Source organism: Salinivibrio sp. IB868, from assembly GCF_001995655.1.
GTDB lineage: Bacteria > Pseudomonadota > Gammaproteobacteria > Enterobacterales > Vibrionaceae > Salinivibrio > Salinivibrio siamensis.
This window is the reverse complement of sequence record NZ_MUEW01000005.1, coordinates 109,360-131,711: the sequence shown is the minus strand read 5'-3', so window position 1 is coordinate 131,711 and position 22,352 is coordinate 109,360. Positions and strand designations below refer to the sequence as shown.

The 22,352-nt window shown below is 51.0% G+C and carries 20 protein-coding genes and 2 tRNA genes; 14 read left to right on the top strand and 8 right to left on the bottom strand.

The genetic code is table 11. From position 1 onward, the window contains the following. The first annotated feature begins 150 nt into the window (after window positions 1-150). The 4 genes from BZG20_RS07295 (at window position 151) to BZG20_RS07280 (ending at window position 4,650) form a co-directional block, all read left to right on the top strand. Complete coding sequence (locus BZG20_RS07295; RefSeq protein WP_077578583.1) at window positions 151-1,497, top strand: Na+/H+ antiporter NhaC family protein; 1,347 nt, start codon at window positions 151-153, stop codon at window positions 1,495-1,497. Between the two features lie 272 nt (window positions 1,498-1,769). Beyond that, window positions 1,770-3,443: a bifunctional UDP-sugar hydrolase/5'-nucleotidase UshA gene (gene ushA, locus BZG20_RS07290; protein ID WP_046073860.1), complete on the top strand. Its 1,674-nt coding sequence runs from the start codon at window positions 1,770-1,772 to the stop codon at window positions 3,441-3,443. Window positions 3,444-3,541: 98 nt separating this feature from the next. Next, window positions 3,542-4,015, top strand: coding sequence for a Cys-tRNA(Pro) deacylase (ybaK, locus tag BZG20_RS07285; RefSeq protein ID WP_077578582.1), 474 nt, complete (start codon window positions 3,542-3,544; stop codon window positions 4,013-4,015). A 17-nt stretch (window positions 4,016-4,032) separates the two neighbouring features. Further along, complete coding sequence (locus tag BZG20_RS07280; RefSeq protein WP_046073686.1) at window positions 4,033-4,650, top strand: LysE family transporter; 618 nt, start codon at window positions 4,033-4,035, stop codon at window positions 4,648-4,650. Window positions 4,651-4,719: 69 nt separating this feature from the next. Here BZG20_RS07280 and smrA read toward each other — a convergent pair whose 3' ends face one another. Both smrA and BZG20_RS07270 read right to left on the bottom strand, forming a co-directional pair. Beyond that, the gene (gene smrA / locus BZG20_RS07275; protein ID WP_077578581.1) at window positions 4,720-5,304 is read right to left on the bottom strand and encodes a DNA endonuclease SmrA; all 585 of its coding nucleotides are present in this window, start codon (window positions 5,302-5,304) and stop codon (window positions 4,720-4,722) included. A gap of 145 nt (window positions 5,305-5,449) precedes the next feature. Continuing rightward, window positions 5,450-5,587 carry a DUF3149 domain-containing protein gene (locus BZG20_RS07270; protein WP_046073685.1) on the bottom strand — a complete coding sequence of 46 codons (138 nt, stop codon included), beginning with the start codon at window positions 5,585-5,587 and terminating at the stop codon, window positions 5,450-5,452. Window positions 5,588-5,895: 308 nt separating this feature from the next. Here BZG20_RS07270 and BZG20_RS07265 point away from each other — a divergent pair. Both BZG20_RS07265 and BZG20_RS07260 read left to right on the top strand, forming a co-directional pair. Continuing rightward, window positions 5,896-5,972: transfer RNA gene (locus BZG20_RS07265), tRNA-Pro, on the top strand. A 127-nt stretch (window positions 5,973-6,099) separates the two neighbouring features. Continuing rightward, window positions 6,100-6,176, top strand: a tRNA-Pro gene (locus tag BZG20_RS07260). A 53-nt stretch (window positions 6,177-6,229) separates the two neighbouring features. Here the strand turns inward: BZG20_RS07260 and BZG20_RS07255 are convergent. Together BZG20_RS07255 and BZG20_RS07250 are read right to left on the bottom strand one after the other, a co-directional pair. Then, entirely contained in the window at window positions 6,230-6,667 is a 438-nt protein-coding gene (locus BZG20_RS07255) for a DUF411 domain-containing protein (protein ID WP_077578580.1), read from the bottom strand. 12 nt (window positions 6,668-6,679) lie between these two features. Then, window positions 6,680-9,493: a cation transporter gene (locus tag BZG20_RS07250; RefSeq protein WP_077578579.1), complete on the bottom strand. Its 2,814-nt coding sequence runs from the start codon at window positions 9,491-9,493 to the stop codon at window positions 6,680-6,682. A 103-nt stretch (window positions 9,494-9,596) separates the two neighbouring features. On the opposite strand from BZG20_RS07250, the gene cueR reads away from it, so the two are divergent. Then, complete coding sequence (cueR, locus tag BZG20_RS07245; protein ID WP_077578578.1) at window positions 9,597-10,058, top strand: Cu(I)-responsive transcriptional regulator; 462 nt, start codon at window positions 9,597-9,599, stop codon at window positions 10,056-10,058. 3 nt (window positions 10,059-10,061) lie between these two features. On the opposite strand, the gene BZG20_RS07240 is transcribed toward cueR, so the two are convergent. From BZG20_RS07240 to tesA, 3 genes are all read right to left on the bottom strand, one after another. After that, on the bottom strand, window positions 10,062-10,916 hold the full coding sequence (locus BZG20_RS07240) for a co-chaperone YbbN (protein ID WP_046073681.1): 855 nt from the start codon (window positions 10,914-10,916) through the stop codon (window positions 10,062-10,064). A 430-nt stretch (window positions 10,917-11,346) separates the two neighbouring features. Then, on the bottom strand, window positions 11,347-12,174 hold the full coding sequence (locus BZG20_RS07235) for an SDR family oxidoreductase (RefSeq protein ID WP_077578637.1): 828 nt from the start codon (window positions 12,172-12,174) through the stop codon (window positions 11,347-11,349). Window positions 12,175-12,203: 29 nt separating this feature from the next. Continuing rightward, window positions 12,204-12,818, bottom strand: a complete 615-nt coding sequence (gene tesA / locus BZG20_RS07230; protein WP_077578577.1) for a multifunctional acyl-CoA thioesterase I/protease I/lysophospholipase L1 — start codon at window positions 12,816-12,818, stop codon at window positions 12,204-12,206. Between tesA and BZG20_RS07225 the strand changes: the two genes are divergently transcribed. Together BZG20_RS07225 and BZG20_RS07220 are read left to right on the top strand one after the other, a co-directional pair. Then, window positions 12,817-13,503, top strand: a complete 687-nt coding sequence (locus BZG20_RS07225) for an ABC transporter ATP-binding protein (RefSeq protein ID WP_077479687.1) — start codon at window positions 12,817-12,819, stop codon at window positions 13,501-13,503. The two genes, tesA and BZG20_RS07225, sit on opposite strands and share 2 nt — an antisense overlap. Continuing rightward, window positions 13,493-15,934: an FtsX-like permease family protein gene (locus BZG20_RS07220; RefSeq protein ID WP_077578576.1), complete on the top strand. Its 2,442-nt coding sequence runs from the start codon at window positions 13,493-13,495 to the stop codon at window positions 15,932-15,934. The genes BZG20_RS07225 and BZG20_RS07220 overlap by 11 nt, the downstream gene beginning before the upstream one ends. Window positions 15,935-16,048: 114 nt before the next feature. Here the strand turns inward: BZG20_RS07220 and BZG20_RS07215 are convergent, their stop codons facing one another. Further along, window positions 16,049-16,945 (bottom strand): TIGR01777 family oxidoreductase, encoded by an 897-nt coding sequence (locus tag BZG20_RS07215; protein WP_077578575.1) that lies wholly within the window; start codon window positions 16,943-16,945, stop codon window positions 16,049-16,051. A 226-nt stretch (window positions 16,946-17,171) separates the two neighbouring features. On the opposite strand from BZG20_RS07215, the gene BZG20_RS07210 reads away from it, so the two are divergent. The 5 genes from BZG20_RS07210 (at window position 17,172) to BZG20_RS07190 (ending at window position 21,884) form a co-directional block, all read left to right on the top strand. Continuing rightward, entirely contained in the window at window positions 17,172-17,897 is a 726-nt protein-coding gene (locus BZG20_RS07210; protein WP_074213141.1) for a DUF1538 domain-containing protein, read from the top strand. Continuing rightward, entirely contained in the window at window positions 17,894-18,676 is a 783-nt protein-coding gene (locus BZG20_RS07205; RefSeq protein WP_069361068.1) for a DUF1538 domain-containing protein, read from the top strand. Before BZG20_RS07210 ends, BZG20_RS07205 begins: the two co-directional genes overlap by 4 nt. 9 nt (window positions 18,677-18,685) lie before the next feature. After that, the gene (locus BZG20_RS07200) at window positions 18,686-19,036 is read left to right on the top strand and encodes a P-II family nitrogen regulator (RefSeq protein ID WP_025674528.1); all 351 of its coding nucleotides are present in this window, start codon (window positions 18,686-18,688) and stop codon (window positions 19,034-19,036) included. Continuing rightward, a complete protein-coding gene (locus BZG20_RS07195) occupies window positions 19,033-19,455 on the top strand; it encodes a CBS domain-containing protein (RefSeq protein ID WP_025674526.1) in 423 nt (140 codons plus the stop codon). Before BZG20_RS07200 ends, BZG20_RS07195 begins: the two co-directional genes overlap by 4 nt. Window positions 19,456-19,667: 212 nt before the next feature. Beyond that, on the top strand, window positions 19,668-21,884 hold the full coding sequence (locus tag BZG20_RS07190; protein WP_077578574.1) for an AAA family ATPase: 2,217 nt from the start codon (window positions 19,668-19,670) through the stop codon (window positions 21,882-21,884). The last annotated feature ends 468 nt before the right edge of the window (window positions 21,885-22,352 follow it).

The following is a 22,352-nucleotide window of genomic DNA, read 5'->3' as shown; positions in this document are numbered from 1 at the left end:
AAAGGGGAGGTCAGCAGTTGCGGAGTAATGAGTCAGCAATCTAGACAAGCAATCAAGATATTTAGATGTTTAGACGTCCATTTGTTGACTGGACGGCTAGAGGTCTGTAACCTTGATCACAGTTTTAAAAGAGGTATTACAAAAACTGCCATGACAACATCAGCAAACACCACACCGCAGCCCTCTGCGCTTGCACTCCTCCCCCTACTATTATTCTTAACCCTTTTTATTGGGGCGGGCGTTTATTTCACTTTAGAGGGCGCGGACTACGCGTTTTATCAACTCCCCGCGCATGTGGCGATTCTGCCGGCCGTGATGCTTGCCATTGGCTTGAGCCGTGAACGTTTGAACACCGCCATCGAACAGTTTATTCGTGGTATGGGACACGGTGACATCATCGCCATGTGCTTAATTTATTTGCTCGCCGGCGCGTTTTCCGCGGTGGCCGATGCGACGGGCGGGGTCGACGCCACGGTAAACCTAGGATTGGCTCTTATTCCAGAGAGCTTAATCTTGCCTGGGTTGTTTGTGATTGCGGCGTTTATCTCAACGGCAATGGGCACCTCGATGGGCACCATTGCCGCGTTGGCACCGTTTGCATTGAATATGGCGACAGCCACGGGGCAGGCACCAGCCGTGATGGCCGGAGTGCTGCTAAGTGGCGCCATGTTTGGTGATAACCTTTCTTTTATCTCTGACACCACCATCGCTGCGACGCGCTCACAAGGCTGTAGCATGCGTGACAAGTTCAAAGAGAACGTGGGGATAGCCATTCCCGCCGCCATCGCCGCGATTATTCTGTTTGTGTTTAACAACCAAAGCGCACCCGTCGACGCACCAGAGAGTATTAACTATTTGGCGGTATTACCCTATTTGTCGATCATTGTGTTGGCGTTAGCGGGATTAAACGTGTTTGTGGTGCTCACCGCGGGGATTGCATTGGCGTTGTGTGTGGGCTTAATGAGCACCCCAGATTTCACCGTGATGACCTTCAGCCAAGAGGTCAAAGCGGGCTTTGCCAGTATGCAAGAAATCTTTGTCCTGTCGCTAATGATTGGCGGGATAGCGGAGCTAATGCGTTGTCAGGGTGGGCTGAGCTTTTTAACCCAGGCCGTGAACCGTGTGATCGCTCGGTTTGAGAAAAACCGCGGCGCGCATCACTCCCGTGCAAGCGAGTTTGGCATTGCCTTGCTGGTGTCTTTTTCTAACCTGTGCACCGCTAACAACACGGTCGCCATTGTGGTCTCAGGGCAAGTGGCGAAAAACATTGCCAGCGAGCACTCGGTGCCGGCGAAACGCAGTGCCAGCTTGCTGGATATCTTTTCCTGCGTGGTACAAGGCCTGATCCCTTATGGCGCACAAATCCTGCTCCTTGGCGCGAGCTTTGGCTTGTCGCCTTTGGTGATTGTTAGCCATTCTTACTATTGTTTCTTCCTCGCCGCGTCTGCATTGATTGCGGTGATTAGCCGCCGATGGTGGCAAGCGCGTCGCGCTTAATCGCGACGGTTGACACATCACGGCGCTGTCTTTTCTTGTCTAGATAGGTAAGCAAAGGCTGCGCCGTTTTTGATCTGTCTAGAGTGCAGGCTCTAGAAATTTTGTCTCGATCACCAAAGTCGCCTTATCTAGGCGTTGTAAGGTGATCGTAGCAACAAAAATATGAAATCACTCAGCACCATAGCATCAATTCTTTTAGACTAGATAGCGTTTTATAACCACCGACAATGATGTCGATGGTGGTTTATCCATCGCTAAAAAGGTCTATGATCATGAAGGAACGTCTTTGTTTAAAGGCAGCGGTCAGCGCTGCATTAATTGCATCATTGGCAGGCTGTGCCAACTCTGGTTCAGAGACACAAGAGCAAGGTTGGGCGCCAGATACCACTTATAAACTCACCATTCTTCATACCAACGATCACCACGGTCGTTTCTGGCACAACCGCTATGGCGAATACGGCATGGCAGCACGTAAAACCCTAATTGATGATCTGCGCGCAGAAGCCAAAGCGGAAGGCAGCGAAGTACTGCTACTATCGGGCGGTGACATCAACACGGGGGTACCAGAGTCAGATTTGCTGCAAGCGGAGCCTGATTTTAAAGGGATGACCCAAATTGGTTACGATGCGATGGCCATTGGTAACCACGAGTTCGATAACCCGCTTAGCGTGCTTGAACAGCAAATGCAGTGGGCTGACTTCCCGATGCTCTCTGCCAACATTTACGATAAAGAAACCGGTGAGCGTAAGTATCAGGCTTACGAGATGTTTGAGCGCAATGGTCTGAAAATTGCGGTTGTGGGTCTGACTACCGAAGATACCGCCAAAATCGGTAACCCAGAATACATTGGCTCGCTCGACTTCCGCGACCCGAAAGCCGAAGCGAAAAAAGTGATCGCCAAGCTGAAAGAAACCGAGAAGCCTGACATCATCATCGCCGCGACCCATATGGGTCACTACGCCGACGGTAAGAGCGGCGTGAATGCCCCAGGCGATGTGGCGCTAGCACGTTACATGGATGACGGTGACCTCGACCTTATCATCGGCGGCCATTCACAAGAGCCTGTGTGTATGGAAGGCCCGAACATGTATAACAAGAGCTTCGAGCCTGGGGATGCATGTACGCCAGACCAACAAAATGGCGCGTGGATTATGCAAGCCCACGAATGGGGTAAGTACGTAGGTAAAGCGGAATTTGAATTCCAAAACGGCGACCTTAGCCTTGTTAGCTATGACCTGATCCCGGTTAACCTGAAGAAGAAAATTAAGGTTGATGGCGAGAAAAAACGCGTCTTTATTCAAGATGAAATTGAAAAAGACCAAGCGCTGTATGATTTCTTGAAGCCTTACCAGGACAAAGGCCAAGAGAAGCTGAGCGTCAAAATTGCCGAAAGCAACGGTAAGCTTGTGGGCGACCGCAACATTGTGCGCTTCCAGCAGACCAACCTAGGCCGTCTAATTGCCACCGCTCACATGGAGCGCGCCAAAGCAGACTTTGCGGTCATGAACTCAGGCGGTGTGCGTGACTCTATCATTGCCGGTGACATCACCTATAAAGACGTGCTCAAAGTGCAGCCGTTTGGCAATATGGTCACCTATACCGACATGAGCGGTAAAGAAGTGATGGATTACCTCAATGTGGTGGGAACCAAGCCAGTTGATTCGGGTGCCTACGCGCAATTTGCGGGTCTGTCGATGGTCGTTGAAGACGGTAAAGTCCATGACGTGAAGATTGGCGGTGAGCCTATTGATATGGATAAAACCTATCGCTTCACCGTGCCAAGCTTTAACGCTGCGGGCGGCGACGGTTATCCAAAACTGACTAACCACCCTGGTAACGTCAATACTGGCTTTGTTGATGCAGAAGTATTGAAAGACTATCTGGAAGACAACAGCCCAATCGATGTCAACGACTATGCGCCACAAGGTGAGATCGTTTACAAATAAATGGATGTAAGATTGCCAGAAGAAAAAGCGGTACCGATGCGGTGCCGCTTTTTTTATGTAATCATTAGTGACGGGTTAACAAATAAGTGGCAAAAACGATGACGCCTGCAATCAAATTAGCAGAAAAACAAAGCATTGCGTTTGAAGTTCACCAGTACCAGCACGATCCCAATAACCTTAACTTTGGTGAAGAAGCTGTCCAAGCGTTAGGGCAAGACCCCGCTCGGGTATTCAAAACATTATTGTTTTGTATTAATGGTGACAGCAAGCAGCTGGCGGTGGCGGTTGTCCCCGTCAAAGGTAGCCTCAACCTAAAAGCCGCTGCCAAAGCCGCGGGTGGCAAGAAAGCAACCATGGCCGATCCGCAAGTGGCCCAGCGCACAACAGGCTACCTGGTCGGAGGGATCAGCCCCCTAGGCCAGAAAAAGCGGCTACCGACGCTTGTCGACCGCTCCGCGCAGCAGTTTGAGACTATTTGTGTCAGTGCTGGGCGGCGTGGACTGGAAATCGAACTCTCACCGGACGATCTGCTGTCTTTGACGGCGGGGCAATATGCCGCGATTGGCGATTAAATAAGAAGGATACACAGATGACTCTTACCATTTGGGCGTCGCTCGCGTTGGTTTGCATGCTTGGGGCGATGTCGCCCGGGCCGAGCTTGGTGGTAATGGCAAAGCATAGCCTTGCCAATAGTCGCTTACATGGCATTGTGGCTTCATGGGCGCATGCCTTGGGGGTTGGCCTCTACGCGCTAATTACGATGTTAGGGTTGGCGGTTATCTTTAAACAATCCCCGTTGCTTTTTACCGTCATTGCCTACGCAGGCGCTGGCTATCTCGCTTGGCTAGGAGTGAAATCATTGCTCAGTAAAGGCGGGGTGGCAGCTAAATTAGAAGCGGGACAACCCGCCAGTTTAGGCGAGGCGGCACGCGATGGGGCGATGATCTCGATGCTCAACCCAAAGCTGGCACTATTTTTTATTGCCTTGTTTAGCCAGTTTGTTGCGGTGGGCACGGACTTATTTAGTCGTAGTGTGATTGTGCTGACGCCATTATTGATTGATGGGCTTTGGTACACCTTGATAGCCTTTTTGTTATCTAGCCCTGCCATTGTCGACAAGCTACGTCACCACGGCGCGTGGGTCGATAAGCTCTCAGGTGTGGTATTGATTGCGCTGGCCGTGCGTGTGGTGGTTACGCTGCAATAGTGAGGCGAGCCAGAGGCAACAAACGGACGCGTTAATAAAAAGACTGGCAAGTGGCCAGTCTTTTTGCTTTTAAGGGCGGTGGCTTAAGTGACGTTCGCGGGTTTCTAGCTTTTTCTCTTGGCTTTTTTTGAGCATCACATACAACGCACCGGTGCCGCCTTGATGACGGAGTGCCGAGTGGTAGCAGAGCACATCTGAAATTTGTTGTAGCCACTGACAGACATAGCTTTTCATCATTGCCTGTGGGTTACTGCGCTCGCCTTTTCCATGCACAATAATCACGGTGCGCACATCCATACGCTGGCATTGTTTTAAAAAACGTAAAATTTCATCTCGGGCTTTTTCCAATGACATCTTATGCAGGTCGAGCCTTGCGTTGACGTCATATTTTCCCAGTCTTAGTTTACGAAACACGCCATCCTGTACGCCATCGCGTTTGTAAGCCATCACCTCGTCGGGCTTCACCATCTGGGCGTACTCGAGCGACAGGTATTCAGGATCGCTGTTTGCCAGTTTCTGTGCGGCCTGTTGGCGTGCAAGCTGGGCCTCAGTGGGCTGATGCGAGCCTGTTTGCTCCTCAACCTTGTCCTGCTTGATGGGCGCCACATCTGACATCATTTCTCGAAACAGCTCAAACTCGTTTTTATCACTCATCACTACAGTGCCATGTGCGTCGTGGAGTCATTTGGGGACAGTATAAACGAAAATAAAAAAAGAAACCTAGAGCCACACTCTGTGACCAACCATGCAACTCCAGGTTAAGCAATTATGCTTAAAGATAGGTAGGCAATAAAACAGGTTATTGAGGTTTGGAAGTCATCACTTTGTAGACAAAATAGCCGCCGAAAAAGCTGATCAGGCCAAATGTACAGATGATGACAATCATGGATGACAAGCCCACGGCGTTGCCGAAAAGTAGATCAAGCCAAAAGTCCATAGTCTGTACCCTCGTGTCCGTTAATGTAGGGTCAGGATGCCAATAGGAAGCGGGTTGAATACTGATCAGGATCAAGAGAAATGTCGAACAAATTATCAACATTTGTTAACAACGATCCGATCACAAACTGCGCGCAACTGATGCGAGTTTCACCGTTTAATGCGCTTAAGTGAAAAAATACACGGCGAGGGCTTGAGGTTTCGCGGTGCTTGAGTATGATAGGCGACCTCAGCAGGCAGGATGCACTTAAACGCATACTAAGCTGCTTGACAAGTTTGATACCTATTCGTAAAACTTGTCAGAGATGTCGGTGAATAGCGCAGTTTGGTAGCGCATCTGGTTTGGGACCAGAGGGTCGGGGGTTCGAATCCCTCTTCACCGACCACTATTTAGGTAGTGGAGAGCGCGTTTGGTCGGGGGCCGGAAGCCCGGTCGCATCAAATCCCTCTTCACCGACCATTATTTTGAAACTGAGTGATCGAAGGTTACTTGGTTGACGTAAAAAGCATTAACGGTGAATAGCGCAGTTTGGTAGCGCATCTGGTTTGGGACCAGAGGGTCGGGGGTTCGAATCCCTCTTCACCGACCAACAAGAAACCCCAGCCTTTTGGCTGGGGTTTTGTCGTTATAGTGGCAGGGTGTTTATGGTTTTGGGTAATGCTGGAAGGCTTGCGTGTTGCCTGCGTCATCAAACGCCATCACCGTGTAGGGCTGGTGACGGTCGCCATATTCCATGCCTGGCGAGCCGATCGGCATGCCAGCGACAGCGAGACCTTCTAACCCAGTATTGGTAGCGAGTAGCTTTTTCACCTCTTTGGCTGGTACATGCCCTTCAATCACATAGCCGTTAATACGTGCGGTATGGCACGATTGCATATCGGCAGGTACGCCCATCTCTTGCTTGATGGACGCCATATCATCATGTGGCTTGACCTCTAGCTCAAAACCGGCTTGCGCCATGTGCTCAACCCAATCGTCGCAACAGCCACAGCTGGGCGATTTATACACCACGCCGCTCGCGGCCATCGCTGAGGCACTCATCAGGCCCACTGTCGCTGCAAGTAATTGTAAACGCTTCATTATCGCTCCTTGTTATTTGTCGTCTGATTTTATTTTGAAAAAACGTAGTCGATTGGCGTTGGTGACAACCGTAATCGAAGACAGCGCCATCGCGCCCCCTGCGATAACTGGGCTGAGCAACATGCCAGTGAAGGGATAGAGGATGCCGGCCGCGACTGGGATCCCTAAGGTGTTATAAATAAAGGCCCCAAAGAGGTTCTGCTTCATATTGCGCACGGCGGCTTGAGACAGAGCAATCGCGTTGGCCAATGCCCCCAGGTGCTGGTGCATCAAGGTGATTTGCGCACTTTCTATGGCAATATCACTGCCACTGCCCATGGCGACACCTACATCCGCCTGAGCAAGAGCGGGGGCATCGTTAATGCCATCGCCGACCATCGCCACACGCTTGCCTTGCTGTTGCAGCGCTTGAATTTGCTCGGACTTACCATCCGGAAGTACACCTGCAATCACATGATCAATGCCTAGCTGACGACCAATGGCATTGGCGGTGTCAGGGTGGTCACCAGAGAGCATGATCACTTCGAGCCCTTGCGCTTGCAGGTTGGCAACCGCGTCAATGGCATCGTCACGAATAGGGTCACTGACGCCAATCAGCGCTTGCACACTGTCTGTATTGGCAAGATAGATGGCGGTCTCGCCACGCTGAGTCATGGCGTCGATGTCGCTTTGATGGGAGGCAGTCTCGATCCCTTGTGCGTCCATCCAGGCTTGGTTGCCAATGAAGTAGCGCGCCCCATCGATCTGCGCCTGGATCCCTTTGCCAGATTCGCTGTTAAAGTCGTTTGATGTTGGCAGCGAGAGATCCTGTGCCTTGGCATAATTAACAATAGCCTGCGCCAGCGGATGCTCAGAATGCTGCTCCAGCGAGGCGGCGATCGCCATTAAACGTTCTTGGTCGCCGTTAATCGCTTTTACATGGGTGACTTCGGGTTGGCCGCGTGTCAATGTCCCGGTTTTATCAAACACTAGCGTGTGAAGTTTGGCCGCGGTTTGTAGCGCATCCGCATCACGAATTAATACCCCGACTTCGGCGGCGCGACCCACCGCAGCAGTCACCGATAAAGGCGTGGCCAAGCCAAGCGCGCACGGACACGCGATAATTAGCACGGTCGTGGCGGTGACTAGCATATAGCTGACCGACGGCTCTGGGCCGACAACATACCAGATAGCCGCCGTGATCAGCGCAATGGCCACTACGATGGGCACAAACACCGCGGAAATGCGATCGGCAAGCTTGGCCAGCTCAGGTTTACTGCTTTGGGCTTCGCGCACCAAATCGATAATACGCGCCAGCATAGTATCGCTACCGACGCCGGTGGCTTTAAACGTCAAGCTCCCTTTTTGGTTGACTGTCCCCGCGTGCAGCGTGTCTCCCTGCTGTTTGCTGACCGGCACGGGCTCACCTGTGAGCATCGACTCATCAATATAGCTGCTGCCTTCGACCACTTCGCCATCTACCGGCACTTTCGCCCCCGGTTTTACCCTAAGCGTCATCCCTTGTTTGACTTCATCAAGCGGACGCTCTGTCTCCTGGCCGTTCTCGATAACCAGCGCCGTGGGCGGCTGCAAATCAAGCAGCTGGTCAAGCGCTTTGGAGGTGTTGGCACGTGCGCGTGCCTCAATCGCATGGCCTAGGCTAATCAAACCAATGATCATCGCTGAGGCTTCAAAATACACATGCCGTGCTTGTTCAGGGAATAATGCCGGTGCTACGACGACGGCGGTAGAATACAGCCATGCTGCGCCCGTCCCGAGCGCCACCAAGGTATCCATGGTGGCACGTTTGTGCTTCAGTGCCTGCCAAGCATTGGCGAAGAAATGACGGCCCCCGGTGGCGAGCAGCAAGAGGGTAAGGATAGCCACCGCGCCCCACGCCCACTGATCTTGGCTGGATTGAATGGTCATGCTGCCACCGAATATCCCCCAAGCCATAATTGGGCCACCAAGACCTAAGCCAGCTATCGTACTGCGTTTAAAGTTTTTTAACTCGGCGGCTTGTTGGTGCTGCTGGCGCTCGCGGCGGTCATTATCATCCTCGACTTTTTCTGCGCCGTAGCCAGCGTTCTCCACCGCGTCAACTATAGCATCAGGTGAGGCATTGCCTTTTACAATCGCACTGCGTTCGGCCAGATTAACGCTCACATTGGCCACGCCATCAACGCCACTAATCGCGTTTTCCACACTGCTTACACAGCTGGCACAGGTCATCCCAGACAATACGTATTGCTGACGGCTCACGTTGGAGGTTGCTTTCACGGTGTCATCGCTGGATGAATGCGCTTGTTCAGAGCGAGAGGCGGCGGAGCGGTTGCGTGCACTGTCACTGGGCTTGGCGTTTAACTCTGGCCCACTGACCGTGTCTGAGGCTGTGTGACTACCGGTTTCAGTGTTTTGGTTATCGTCGGTGGCAAGCTCAGCCTGATAGCCGAGCTGGTCAACCAGCTCAATCAGCGTATCAGCGCTCAAGCTGGTGTGCACATGAGCCTCAGTTTTACTCACTGAGTGAGAAAACACCGTGGGCTGCTCGTCCAGTGCCGCTTCGACTTTGGCCACACAGCGGCCGCAGTTTAGCCCGCTTAAGGCCAAGTGATAATGCTCGCCGACCTGATAGCCGAGCGCTTCAATCGCGGATACCGCCTGGCGAAGTGGGTACTCGGTGCTTTCACCCAGGGCCTCTAACGACACTGACTGGGTGTCAATCTCTTCAATACGAATCCCGTCGATACCCTCAAGTGCTTTTGTCACTTTTTTCACACAGCCTTGGCAGCTTAAACCACTAAGCGGCAATGTGTAGTAGGTGATGTTAGTGTCGGTGGTAGTCATTGCCTCTCCTTATCGCCTGACATGATTCGATGTTGGCGATTGTCGCAATTTTCGTTAGGCTAAACTGTAAACCTTATAGCTACTGGAAGGTCAAGCGAGCAAAATGAAAATTCAACAAGTGGCAGAGAAAACCGGCCTAACTAGCAAAACCATTCGTTTTTACGAACAAAAAGGGCTGATCACCCCGCCGCATCGGGCGGAGAATGGCTATCGGGACTATCGCGCGCAGCACGTGAGTGAGCTGCAAATGATCCGTCGGGCGCGACTGGTGGGGTTTACCTTAGAAGAAAGTGCGGATTTGTTAGCGTTGTCGCGCGATCCGTCGTTACGCAGTGCCGATGTCAAAGCGCGCGCCGAGACAAAATTGGTAGAGATTGATGAGAAAATGGCAGAACTGGCGGCAATGAAAACCACACTGCACGCCTTAACGCAGGCTTGTCCGGGCGATGGTGACGCGCAGTGCCCGATTATCGAAGCACTGCGCGGTGACAGTGAGCTAGGCGAGTTGGACGCCAGCCCCTCAAGTTGTTGTGCATCAGGGGATGAATCGCCCGTGACAAACTAACATTTAGTAAAGCAGCGAATAGAGCTGACGACGATAACGCGACGCCACCTCATTGCCTTGGCCGAGCGCGGTAAGGATGTCCATCAGGGTTTTCTTAGCTTCACCCTCGGCATGATTCATGTCGCGGCGAAGAATGTTCATCAGCAGCTCAAGCGCTTCTTCACTGCGATTGATCTGATTGAACTGCACTGCCAGCTCATAGGCGACGTTGGCGTCGTCTGGGTTTTCTTCGAGTTGAGCTTGAAGACGGCGGATTTCAGGCGCATCAATCGCTTGGTTATGTAGCTCAATCTTGGCGACCAAGCTTTTGTAGGTGGCATCTTGATCTTGCATCAGCACGGTATCCAGCAGCGCTTGCGCCGCATCAAACTGATGAGTCTCGACCAAGCATTCCGCCATCGCCAGTTTGTACTCACCCTTATCGCCGTGACTGGTTTCCAGCGGCTTTAAAATCACCAAAGCATCGGTGTAATTGCCTTCGGCCATAAGCTGACGCGCTTGCTCGAACGCTTGATCTTCTGGGCTTGGAAGGTGCTTGTTCAGCATCTCGCGTACGGTTTCTTCATTTTGCGGGCCAGCGAGGCCATCCACAGGTTGACCGTCTTTAAACAGCGCCAGGGTTGGCAGCGCACGCACGCCAAATTGCGCGGCAATCAGCTGCTGCGCTTCGCAATCGATGGTCGCCAGTGTGAAGTTGCCGTGACTGTCGTGAGCAATTTGTTCAACCGTGGGTTTAAGCTCCACGCTTTCGGGCATCATGCTTGCCCAAAAGTACACCAGCACCGGCGTGCGAGACGACGACTCGAGAATCTGCTGAAAATTATGCTCGGTTAATTCGACGATATAGTTTGCGTTCATCATGGATCCTGACCAAGTGGATTTGCTTTAAGGGTGGGGGCAAACGTGCAGAAATTCAAGCAACTGGGCGTGTATTTGGGCGTGTTATTACGGTTCTGACCAAAGGCGAAAGGGATTAAAAAGAGAAAAAACGAAAAAGCCACCGGAGGGTGGCTCATTTCGTCGGTCTGCAAGCGAAGTCATTACAAAACAAGTGCGAGTTACAACACGAGCACCACGCACAAAGCGACGCTCAAGCAGAGCCAGTTCAATTGATGCAAGGTCATCAGCCGGCTCCTTTATGATTGTTATCGAGGGTGTTGCGTTATTGGCGGATAATGTTCTAACGGACGTTTTCCACCAGTGACGGTCAGATTAGCGCTCGTCTATGACAAACGTATGACAAATGCGACAGCAACCACGCTTTTTTGGCGTTTTTTTCGCTGTTGCATCAACCGCCTTTGAGCAAGACCCGATCCAGCCAGCGGCTGGGAAGGAGCCGTTTGAGGATTGCCATCCACACTGTCGGTTGAGTCACGCGATAACGTATTTTGGGGCGAGGCGAGAACAAGGCATGCGTCAGTGGTGCGACAAGCGCGTCAGCGGGCAACGTATATTTGTTGCCACCTTCGTCTGCCGCAAGGCGGTCAAGTTGGGCTTGGTAGGCCTGTTGATGGCGGCTTTTATTAGGGTCTACCCAATGTTTAAAGGCGCTGAGTGCATTGGCACGAAACGCGGTTTCAATCGGGCCGGGCTCAATCAAGCTTACCTTAATCGGCGTGTCGCTAAGCTCTAAGCGCAAGGTATCGGTCCAGCCTTCGAGGGCAAATTTGCTGGCGTTATACGCGCCACGGTATTTCAATGCCACGATACCCAGCACCGAGCTATTTTGCACAATGCGTCCCTCGCCATAATTAAGCAGCATCGGCAACAAGGCTTGGGTTAAATGGTGCCAGCCAAACACATTGGTCTCAAACTGAGCGCGTAAGGCGTCGGTGGGCAAATCTTCCAGCGCGCCCGGTTGGCCGTAAGCGCCGTTATTAAACAGTGCAAAGAGTTTGCCGCCTGTCATTTGCTCGACGGTTTCGACCGCTTGGTTGATGCTGGCCGTGTCTGACACATCTAACTGAATACAAGTTAGGCCTTCTTGCTGTAAACGGCTGACATCGTCAGCCTTTCGGCAACTGGCGATCACCGTGTGTCCTTGCTCATGCAAGGCTTTGGCGCAGGCATAGCCGATGCCGGTAGAACAGCCGGTGATTAAAATGGCGTTATTCAGCGGTGAGGCAGTGTCCATAAGATCCTCATTCATGATTCGGTTGCGTCAGACAAGTAAGGCGCGAGTTTTTCTGCCATAAAATCGGCAATCCAAGGTTGTGCTTCTGGCATCGGGTGAATGCCATCATCACGCATCCATTCAGGCTTTTGGATCACAGTCTCCATAAAAAAGGGCAGCAAGGGGGTTTGTGTTTGCTCTGCCAGTGTAGGATAAATATCAGCAAATCCTTGTGCATAGCGCTGACCATAATTAGGCGGGATTTGGATTTGCACCAACAAAGGCGTGGCATCGGCGGCGCGGGTTTGAGTGATCAATTGCTTAAGGTTGTCTCGTATACGATTAAAGGGCCAACCGCGTAGGCCATCATTGCCGCCGAGCTCAATCAGCACCCATTCTGGCTGGTGGCGTTCTAATAATTGCGGCAGACGCTGCAGGCCATTGGCGGTAGTGTCGCCGGAAATGCTGGCGTTAATCACCTCAACCTCGACATCGTGGTCGTTGAGCGCGCGCGGCAACTTAGCAGGCCAGGCTTGTTCAGCCGCCATTTGGTAGCCAGCGCTTAAGCTGTCACCAAGGACAAGGAGCGTTTGTGCACTGGCACTGCTCACCCACAAAAAACACAACAAAGTAAGGATGCGTAACATGGCCTCTCCTGTTATTCGAGCCGAAAAAATTGCAAAACATGTCGTGACACGCGAACAGCCGCTTACCATTCTGCAGGATGTCTCGCTACAAATCGAGGCAGGCGAGTCGATTGCATTAATGGGCGTGTCCGGCGCAGGAAAATCCACCTTAATGACCTTGCTTGCAGGATTAGATACGCCCAGTGAAGGCGAGGTCGATCTGCTCGGCCACAAGCTTTCCACCTTGGATGAAGATGCGCGTGCGGCGCTTCGTGCCGAATCGGTGGGGTTTGTGTTCCAAAGTTTTTTACTGGTGCCGTCACTGAACGCGCTTGAGAACGTGATGCTGCCGCTCACCATTCGCGGTGAGGAAGAAGATGAAACCCGCGCCAAGCAACTGCTGGCGTCGGTGGGCCTACAAGGACGCGAAAGTCATTTGCCGTCGCAACTCTCTGGCGGGGAGCAGCAACGGGTGGCCTTGGCACGTGCCTTTATTATTCGCCCACAAGTGTTGTTTGCCGATGAGCCGACCGGCAATCTTGACCAAAAAACCGCGGCGACCATTATCGATTTATTGTTTGAGCTGAACGAAAAGCATGGCACCACCTTGGTGTTGGTCACCCACGATCCGGCGCTGGCCAAGCGTTGTCAGCGTACTTTGATGATGGACAGCGGCAAACTACAGGAGCGAGTGAATGGCGAGTAAAAACGGACTACTCAATCGCTGGGCGTGGCGCGAACTGTTACACGGGCAAATTTGGCCAGTGGCGGTGGCGCTGGCACTGATCATCACCTGTGTGTTTGCGCTGTCGGCATTGGCCGACCGCATTGAAAATGTGCTCACCCAGCAAGGGCGCAACTTAATTGCTGCCGATACCGTGTTGCGCACTCGCCAGCCGCTTACCACCGAACAAATTGAGGCGTTTAAACAAGCTGGCGCCACGGTATCTGCCCAAACCCGCTTTGGCACCATGGCGTTCAGCGAGCAAAAAATGCAGCTGGTGAGTGTAAAAGCGGTGGATAGCCTTTATCCGCTGCGTGGCGACCTAGTGCTGGAGCAAAACGGCCAAGCGATTGGCGGTGACCGACGCATTCAACCCGGTGAGCTATGGCTGTCTGAGCGGGTGTTCAGCTTGTTGGATGTGAAACCTGGCAACACCGTCTCGATTGGTAACCTCGATTTAAATGTGAGCGGCACATTGGCCGCTGAGCCGGAGCTCTCATTTAACCCCTTTAGCCAAATGCCCGCGGTAATGATGCACCGTGCCGATGTGCCGGCTGCGGGCGTGGTGCGCGAAGGCAGTCGCGTGCGTTATCGCTACTTTTTAACCGGTGACGAGCCCAGCCTTAGTGCGGCTAAAGCCAGCTATACGCTGCAAGATGGCGAGCGCTGGGTGGATGAAAATACCTCCGATCGCACCGGCGATATGCTGGATCGCAGCCGTCAGTACTTGTCATTAACCGTGGTGCTGGTGATTGTGATGGCCGCGGCGACGTTAACCTTAACTTGTCAGCACTATGCCAAAAGCCGTGCGGACTTGGTGGCGATGCTAAAAAGCCTCGGCGCTAGCCAGCAATGGGTGCGGCGCTGGTTGGCTCGGCAGTTAACCTTATTGTTTGTCCTTGCCACCGCCGTGGGGTTAGCGGCGGGTTACACCCTCGAAGTGCTCTTGCGCTTGCCGCTGACCGATGTGCTGCCCTCGCCATTACCAAGCTATGGCTGGGTGCCTTGGGTGCTTGCGCCCGGTGTCGCGCTGTTGGTGGCGCTGCCAGCCTTGGGGGTGCCGCTGCTTAAACTGCTGGATGCGCCCGCGTTGGCCGCCGTGCAATCGCAGGCTGCCATCGGACGTCGCCGTCGTGGCACCGCGGCTGTTTTGATTGCGATACCGGTGGGGGCGCTTGCGCTGTGGGCGTTTGACAACACCTTGCTATGGACAGTGCTGGGGGCGATGGCGGTGATGATCGTCTTGCTGGCGCTGGCAGGGTTAGGCCTGCTTAGGTTGGTGAAATCACGGGTGCGTGCGCCGTCGGTCAAGCTCGCCTTAAGCCGAATTACCCGCAACAAACTGGCTAGCAGCGTGCAGTTAGGGGCGCTCGCGATCTCCTTTATGCTCTTGGCGATTATCTGGCTGCTGCGCACTGACTTGCTCGCCGATTGGGGACGGATGCTGCCGCCCGATGCGCCTAATGTGTTTGCGCTGAATATCGCCCCGAGTGAGCAGCAAGACTATGTGGGTGAACTCGACGAAGCCAGCCTAATGCGCTCCGATGCCTACCCCATCGTGCGTGGCCGGCTGGTGGGCAAAAACGGTGAGCGTTACCAGATCCCAACCGACGAGGCCGAGCGCGATGAAGCGGATGAGGCCTTGCGCCGCGAGCTTAACTTTACCTGGCGTGACAGCTTGCCGTCACACAACGAGGTGATTGCCGGGGACTGGCCAACCGAGAATGGCGTGTCGGTAGAGGCCGACATTGCCGAGCGTTTGGAGATTGAGATTGGCGACAGCCWGACTTTTAGCGTGACCGGCCAAGACTTTACCGCCATGGTGAACTCGATTCGTGAAGTCGAGTGGCGCAATATGCGGCCTAACTTCTACTTTATTTTCGACCGCGAGACGCTCGCCGACAAACCGGCCAACTGGCTGGTGAGCTTCAGGCTCGATGAATCACAAACCCCGCTGCTCAATCGCTTGGCACGGGAGTATCCGACCGTCACGCTGCTTGATTTGCGCACCATGAGCAGCCGTATTCAGTCGATTTTGCGTCAAATTGGCTTGTCGCTCTCGGTATTAGCGGGGCTGGCGGTGATCAGCGGCTTGCTGCTGCTACTGACTTTGCTGCGTATCAGCCTGAGCGAACGCCAGCAGGAGATAAACCTCTATCGCACTTTGGGTGCGAGCCGCACCCGTATTCAACGCACCTTGTGGAGCGAATACGGCGTGATGGCCTTTGTATCGGGCTTAATGGCGGTGCTTGGCGCAGAAGCGGCGATGGTCGGCCTGCTGAAATGGGGCTTTGAAATGGAAGTACGTCTGCATCCTGAGCTCTGGGCGGTGTTGCCTGTGTTGGCGGTGGCGCTGGTGTTTGTCACGGTCGCCTCGATGCTGCGTAAACTGATTGACCCGCAACGGCGTTAACGCGATAAAACATATCTGATTCGTCGATAACAAAGCGGGTATCAAGAAAATTGATACCCGCTTTTTTGTGCAGAACGGCTAGCAAGCAACACGCTGTGTGAAAGGAAAGGGCCGCTATTTAAAAAGTGACTGCATCGCTTCTTCCACCTTGGGGTGCTGGAATTGAAAGCCCGCATCCTCGAGTGCGTGAGGCAGGGCGCGCTGGCTATCGAGCAGCAAATGCGAGGCTTCGCCCATCATGGTTTTAATTGCCAGTGTGGGGACAAAGAACACATGCGGGCGTTTTAAGGCACGGGCGAGGGCCTGGCTAAAACGTTTATTGGTGACCGGCTCTGGCGCGGTGCAATTAAACGGCCCCTTGAGCTCAGGGGTGTTGAGCAGATGGATAATCGCACCGACCATATCATCAATATGAATCCACGGCATGTATTGCTGGCCTTTGCCAATTGGGCCGCCCAACCCGAGTTTATACGGCAGCATCATCCGCTTTAGCGCACCACCTTCAGCGCTTAACACCACGCCGGTACGCAGCAAGCACACCCGCGTTTGTTGCGACGCGCCTTTTAAGGCAATTTTCTCCCACTGATGACACACATGTTGGGCAAAATCATCGGCATGGACCACCAAGGTCTCATCAAAGCTGCGATCTTGCTGATCGCCGTAATAGCCTACTGCCGAGCCGCTAATAAAGGTGTGTGGTGGGGTGCTGCTGGCATGAATTTTCTCCACCAGTTTTTCGGTTAGCCCCCAGCGACTGGTGCAGATAATCCCTTTTTGCTGCTCACTCCAGCGTTTATCGGCAATCGGCTCACCCGCCAAATTAATAATGGCATCAATATCATTGAGGTGAGGGAGGTCATCAAGCCGCTCTAACGGGGTGACCTTATCGCCAAAGCACTGGGAGACCTTTTGCTTGGAGCGGGATAACACAGTGATCTGATGCTCGGTCAGCAAGCGTGGAATTAACGCCTGACCAATCAGGCCAGTGCCGCCAGTGATTAAGAGTTTCATGCCTGATGTCCTAACGTCGAGTAATGGTGATTATTACTAACGCTAAGAGGGTTTTAGACTTAGCGCAAGTGATTGCTTTGTATCCTGTTACGTGCCGCAACCAAAATCGGTTTGATCGCGCAGTTTTCTCTTCTGCTCCTCGCACCCCAAATTGGGAGTGCTAACATTAATAGGCACATAAAAGGTGTGTTTTTCATTCTATTGCGCAGGGAGTCATGTCGCCTACATGCAAGCGTTATTCAAATCATTGCTAGGAAGCTTTCGCGATCTCTTACCTATCATCCTAGTGATTGGCTTTTTTCAAGTGATTGTTCTGCAACAACCGTTGCCTAACTGGATATCCATCACCTTTGGGTTGGTGCTAGTGGTCGTCGGGCTGACCTTATTTGTATATGGCTTAGACATGGGGCTATTCCCGATTGGCGAATCCATGGCGCACTCCCTTGCCCATAAAGGTAGCTTAGGCTGGTTGATTGCGTTTGCGTTTTTGCTCGGCTTTGGCACCACCATTGCCGAACCCGCACTCACCGCGGTGGCGGCAGAGGCGGCAGATGTCGCCGCCAATGGCGGGATGATACACACCAGCGAAGCGGCCAAAGACAACTATGCCAACGGCCTGCGGCTAACCGTGGCGCTCTCGGTTGGGTTTGCGATTGTACTGGGTGTGGTGCGAATCATGAAAGGCTGGCCGATCCACCGTTTGATTATTGGCGGCTATTTGCTGGTGGTGGCGATGACCATGGTCGCACCGCCGAGTATTATCGGCATTGCCTATGACTCAGGTGGGGTGACCACCTCGACCATCACGGTGCCATTGGTCACCGCGCTCGGCGTGGGACTGGCGACCGTGATCAAAGGGCGTAATCCTATGGTGGATGGCTTTGGCTTGATTGCCTTTGCCTCTCTGTCACCGATGATCTTCGTGATGGCCTACGGCATGGTGGTGGCATGAACAATCCACTCACCCTGTTTCTCGACACCTTTTTCTCCACCGTGCGCGATGTGATCCCGATTATCGCGATCATCTTTGGCTTTCAGCTGTTTGTATTGCGCAAAGCGCTCAACAACCCCAAACGGATCTTTCTCGGCTTTTTCTATGTCATTCTCGGCTTGAGCCTGTTTTTAATGGGGCTCGAGTTGGCGCTATTCCCACTCGGTTCGTCGATGGCCGAGCAGCTTACTGCCCCCGATTTTGTCGGCGCAGCGCTCAAAGCAGGCGGCGAGATTAACTGGCAAGCCTATTACTGGGTGTATCTGTTTGCCGCAGCGATTGGCTTTAGCACCACGGTGGCTGAACCCTCATTGATCGCAGTGGCGATTAAAGCGGCCAAAGTGTCGGGCGGGGCGATTCGGGTAAACGGTTTACGTGCCTCAGTGGCACTGGGCGTTGCCATGGGGATTGCTTTGGGGTGTTACCGCATTGTGGTGGGCGATCCGCTCCATTATTACATCATCACCGGCTATGTGGTGGTGGTGATCCAAACCTATTTTGCCCCGCCGTTTATCGTGCCTTTGGCCTATGATTCTGGAGGGGTGACCACCTCAACCGTGACCGTGCCCTTGGTGACGGCGCTGGGGTTGGGGCTAGCCTCTACCGTACCGGGAAGAAACCCGATGCTCGATGGGTTTGGCTTAATTGCGTTTGCCAGTTTGTTTCCGATGATCACCGTGATGGGCTATGCCCAAATCACAGCCTATTTACAGAAAAAGCACGCACAGCGTTCATCGTAAGGAGAGCCTATGCGGTTCAAATTAATCATGGCGTTTATTGAAGATGCCAAAACCGATGCGGTGCTCGATGCCGCCAGACAAGCCGGCGCTACCGGCGCGACCATTATTAACAACGCGCGTGGCGAAGGCTTGGTGAAAAAGAAAACCTTTTTAGGGCTGACGCTGGATGTGCAGCGGGACGTGGCCATCTTCCTGGTGGAAGAGCACTTAGCGCGCACCATACTTGAAACCATTAATGACGTGGGCGAGTTTGATGCTACCTCCGGCAGTGGCATCGCAGTGCAAATTGATGTGGAAGATGCCGTGGGCGTGGCCCACCAAATGCGAGAATTAACCGAAGTGGTGAAGGACGAGTTATGAAACAACATAAAACGGTAAGAGATGTGATGCATGCCCATGCCGTGTGTATTGATGGGCTCACCACGGTCGAAGAAGCGATCCGCATTGCACGCGAACAAGAAGTGAAAGCGATTATCGTCAATAAACGCGATGAGCATGACGAATTCGGCATTGTGTTAATGAACGACATTGCCAAAAAAGTGCTCGCCAAAAACCGCGCGCCATCACGGGTGAATGTTTATGAGATTATGACCAAACCCGCGCTCAGCGTCTCTCCCAATATGAATGTGAAATACTGCGCCCGTTTATTCGAACGCTTCGGCATCAGCCGCGCCCCTGTTATCGAAAACGGCCAAGTCCTCGGCATGGTGAGTTATAACCTGATCGTGATCTACGGCATGCTCGCCGAGGAAGTGGAGAGCCAGCATAGGAAGGATTAGGGGGATAGGTGGTAAAGGTTATCTTTTAAGTTAATGGGGGAGGGCTAACTTACTACTGCCCCATTGTGAGTTAATGTTGTTCCAATTCACTAGATCTGCAGCCATAACTTGACCAAGTTTTCCTAATGCGTGATTATGTGATCAGTTGAGTATTTGGGCCTTAAGTTAGCTACTGAAAGATTGGTGCATTTAGCCAAACTAGTGAGGGAAAAGTGAGCGACTCTATAACAATAAAAGGGGTTACTAGCTACCATCCGACCACTCCACAAATTATCGATATATCAAAGCAGAACACGTTGATTTTTGGTTTAAATGGATCTGGTAAATCCACAATTTCTAACTTCTTGTATGATAGGGAAAAATTCGACAGTTGTAGTCTTAATATTGAAGGGAATATTACCCCGATAGTTTACAATCAAGCTTTTGTAGAGCAAAATTTTGTAAATAGCTCAATGCAGGAAGGTGTTTTTACATTGAGCAAAGACAATGCAGATCTTGAAGCTAGAATTGCTGAAAAGTCAAAATTGAGGGAAAAGCTCTTAGCATTATACAACGGGATCAAAGCCAAGATATCAGAAGCTGAAAAAGCTCAAGGAAAGGCGACAGATTCTGCTATCGAAGAAGTATTCAAACAAAAATATATCATCGAAAAGACATCTCTTGCACCATTTCTTGAAGGTTTTAAAAGGCCTAAAAGTAACTTTTATAAAAAAGTAAAGTCTCAAAAAGGAGTATCCCAAGACTCTATTGAAAGCCTTCAAGCTGAGTATGATTCCTTAACTCAATCTGATAAAGTGCTACCGACACTAATTGAGCTACCTTCCCCACCAAGCCTAAGTATTGAAGAGACAACTATTCTTTCGGAGCCAATTATAGGCTCATCAAGTAGTCAGCTCGCGGAGTTTATCACTGAACTCGACAACCAAAATTGGGTTAAGAATGGAAAAGAAAATTATTTAGGGAAAGAGCAAACAAAATGCCCTTTTTGTCAAAAAGATACTATAGATGATACCTTTCGCGCTGAACTTTCCTCATTATTTGACAAAACATATGATTCCAATGTGAAAAAAGTTGAAGCTATCTCTAAGTCTTATGCTGATGCTGTCACTAACTATATAGCATCCATTAAAGGGGCCTTTATCAATTGCTCGTTATATGACCCAAACTTACATAATGTTGATCCAATTATTGCCCTATTAGAGCGTGGCTATCAAGACAACCTAGACTTGATCAAATCCAAGGTTAAAACACCAAGCTTATCCATTAAAATAATTGACTATAAAGAAAGAACGGCCCCTTTAACACGTATATCTGAAGAGATAAATGAAGCCATTCAAGTGATAATAAAAAAAGCAAAAAAATTCAGGGAAAGCAAGAAAGATATTCAAGACAGGATGTGGGACTCGGTGAAATATCACACTGAGCCTATTTTCTCATTGGAAAAGCGCTTAATAGATGAAAAGTCCAGTGAAATAAAACAACTGAACGAAGAATTGAAAAGAGTGAAACAGGTTGGACAGAAAGTTGCTAGCAGAATTAGTTATCTTCGGTCAAAAACGTCAAATATTGATGATACCATTGAAAGGATTAATGTAAATTTGAAGAGTCTAGGTCTAACGAGCTTTGAAATTGTCTCTTCAACTGACCCAGAACAAAAAAATTATTTTGTGCTTAGCCGAGGGGAAAAGGCTAATGAAGGAAAAGAAGTGTTTAAGTCTCTCAGTGAAGGTGAAAAAACACTTATAACCTTTTTGTACTTTATCGAGAAATGTAACGGAAGTATGAGTAAGGATTCAGATATTGCTGATAAAGAAAAACTGATCGTTATTGATGACCCTATTTCTAGCCTCTCTCAAAACTATATCTATGACATCGCTTCTCTAATCCACACCAAAATCATTAAAGGCAGTAGATTCAAAAAGGTCATTGTGCTAACCCATAGCTTGTTTTTCTATCAAGAACTATTGAAGTTAGCCCCGCAAGGTAAAGACAGAAAAGGAAATTATAGGTTCAATGATAAATACTCACTATATCGCTTAAATAAAAAGCAATACACATGTTTACAACCGATGAATAGAGATGAATTAAAAAATGATTATCAGTCTTTATGGCAAATAATCAAAGATGTGATTGATGGTAGTGCTAACCCTGTCGTTTTGCCTAATGTGATGCGCAACATTCTTGAGTATTATTTCGGTTTTGTACATCAGAGAGATAAGCTGTCTGGTATCCTGAATGAATTAGCAGAAAGAGAGCCAGACCAAGGATACAAAGCTTTTTATCGCTACATTAATAGGAGTTCACACTCCGATCCAACGAACATGGGTTTGATGGTCGAAGTTGAGCCTCGAGCTTACTTGGAAAGATTCAAATCTATATTTGTACAGAGTCAAGACGAGGAACATTACCGTTGCATGATGGAGTTATAATGGTTACCACTAAGGTATTCAATCAACTTATCGTCTTGGCAGCGATCGGCGGTGTTTACACACTACCTCAAGCTTGCCTAGACGAAATCGAGTGTACTGACGTACATCAACGATTTTCTGTCTCATCGGCAAAATCTCCACTTATTGCCTGTGCTTGCCACAGGCAGCCTCATCACACAATGTAATAAGCTACTTCGGTTCAGTAGGCTGGAGAATTACCTAAGTGGTAACAGTACAAGTCTAATATACTTCTATTTTTGTGTAAATCGATTACATGGTTTGAATGAGGTAGATTTTAGTTACTCTTACAAATCTGAGTTATGTAGGATAGGGGGCGTTGTTGATTAGATTGCTCATGTAAAGTTCTGATATAATTATAATTACTCCTGTTGCTCAACTCGGTAGCTAACAGATATACCGAGTCTTATGACTTTGTTCATCGCTTCCAGACTCTGACAGCAGCACCGC